This is a genomic window from Phormidium sp. CCY1219 (genome assembly GCF_055795085.1).
Window position 1 is genome coordinate 1 of record NZ_JAYFEQ010000846.1, and the last position, 2,402, is coordinate 2,402.

1 protein-coding gene is annotated in these 2,402 nt (G+C 53.5%); it reads left to right on the forward strand.

Going from position 1 to position 2,402, the window contains the following annotated elements:
• Positions 1–368 precede the first annotated feature (368 nt).
• Complete coding sequence (gene ilvB, locus AC0QH1_RS27095) at positions 369–2,237, forward strand: biosynthetic-type acetolactate synthase large subunit (RefSeq protein WP_324634578.1); 1,869 nt, start codon at positions 369–371, stop codon at positions 2,235–2,237.
• Positions 2,238–2,402: the final 165 nt, after the last annotated feature.

The following is a 2,402-nucleotide window of genomic DNA, read 5'->3' on the forward strand; positions in this document are numbered from 1 at the left end:
ACCCCCGCCACCCGATCGCCACTGGGAGAACCCAAGAAAAGCGGGGGGTCACGCACCGGCCAGAGAATCAGGCTCCCGAGTGCAGGAAAATGGGTCTAAAATTCATCAACCCCTAACAAAAATTTAGGAATAAATAAGCCGCAATTGACAATTAGTAATTCCCCAAAATAATGCAAGAGACGCGCCCAAAAAACGCGATCGGCAGGGGGAAAAGGCAACAACGGGGGAAGAGTCTCAGAGAAGCGATCGTCATCACAGAGAAAACAGAGTTCCCATTGAGAAAAATCTATCGAAAAAAAGATGACCGTTCGCTCTAGAGATAAGGCATGATTAAAATAGAACTTTTATGAAGTGCATGAGGTTTACCCTTGCTTTCGCAAAAAAGTAGATCCCAACCTAAAAAAGAATTGCCAAACGTGACAGCTAAACGGGCAACGGGCGGTTATGCCCTAATCGACAGTTTAAAACGCCACGGGGTGCAGCATATTTTCGGCTATCCCGGTGGTGCGATTTTGCCAATCTACGACGAACTGCATCGGTTTGAAGCAGCAGGCGAGATCGAGCATATCCTAGTCAGACACGAACAAGGAGCTTCCCATGCCGCCGATGGCTACGCCCGCGCCACGGGCAAAGTGGGCGTTTGCTTTGCCACCTCCGGTCCGGGAGCCACCAACTTAGTCACCGGGATTGCCACCGCCCATATGGATTCTATCCCAATGGTAGTGGTTACCGGTCAGGTGGCGCGTCCGGCGATCGGCTCCGATGCCTTCCAAGAAACCGACATTTACGGCATTACCCTACCGATTGTCAAGCATTCCTACGTAGTGCGCGATCCGCGCGACATGGCGCGCATCGTCGCCGAAGCGTTTCATCTCGCCAGTAGCGGTAGACCCGGACCGGTGTTGATCGACGTGCCCAAAGATGTGGGATTAGAAGAATTCGACTACTACCCAGTGGAACCCGGGAGCATCAAATTACCCGGATATCGTCCCACAGTGAAAGGCAATCCGCGTCAAATCAATCAAGCCCTAGAATTGATTCGTCAAGCCAAACGACCCCTGTTGTATGTGGGCGGTGGGGCGATCGCTTCTGGCGCTCATGCGGAAATTACAGAACTGGCGGAACATTTTCAGATTCCCGTCACTACCACTCTGATGGGATTGGGTGCCTTTGACGAACAGCATTCCCTGTCCGTGGGCATGTTGGGCATGCATGGCACCGCCTATGCGAATTTTGCCGTCAGCGAATGCGATTTACTCATTGCCGTGGGAGCGCGCTTCGACGATCGCGTAACCGGCAAACTGGATGAATTTGCCTCCCGCGCCAAAACCATCCACATCGATATCGACCCGGCAGAAGTGGGTAAAAACCGCGCCCCCAACGTGCCGATTGTGGGCGACGTGCGACAAGTGCTGGTGGATATGTTGCGCCGCCTGCGCGAAACCGGTGATGCGGCCCATCCGGAGCAAACCCAGGACTGGTTAGAGCGGATTAATCGCTGGCGCGACGAGTATCCCCTGACGGTTCCCACCCCGGATGAGGGCATTTCTCCCCAAGAAGCGATCGTGGAAGTGGGGCGTCAGGCACCGGATGCATATTACACCACCGATGTGGGTCAGCACCAAATGTGGGCAGCACAGTTCCTCAAAAATGGCCCCCGCCGCTGGATATCCAGTGCCGGTTTGGGAACGATGGGCTATGGCGTTCCAGCAGCAATGGGGGCGAAGGTGGCTCTCCGGGAAGAAGAGGTCATCTGCATCAGCGGCGATGCCAGCTTCCAGATGAACGTTCAAGAGCTGGGAACATTAGCACAATATGGCATTAATGTCAAGACCTTGATTATTAACAATGGCTGGCAAGGCATGGTGCGTCAGTGGCAGCAAACCTTCTATAAAGAGCGCTACATGGCCTCTAATATGGAAGTGGGAATGCCGGATATTCCCTTGCTGTGTCAGGCATATGGCGTGAAAGGTCTCGTGGTGCGCCATCGCGAGGAACTGAAAGACGCGATCGCCGAAATGCTCGCCCATGACGGTCCGGTGGTCCTGGATGTGCGCGTCACCAAAAACGAAAATTGCTATCCAATGGTAGCACCGGGTAAGAGCAATTCTCAAATGCTCGGTTTGCCCGATCGCAAAAAACTGCAAAAAGCTGCTGAATTAATCTATTGCAGCAATTGTGGCGCGAAAAATGCCGCCACGAACAGTTTTTGCCCCGAATGCGGCACTAAGCTGTAGGCAGGATACGGGCGTGTGTTAGGCGCAATCATCGGTTTTCGGTGCGGATATTTTCATACCCTGCGCCTAATGCACTTTTTTTATCCTCTTACCGAGAATCGGCGTAAAGCCCCCGGATTTATCCGTGGGGATATAAGCCGAGCGACTGACCCCCGGTCCCCCGCA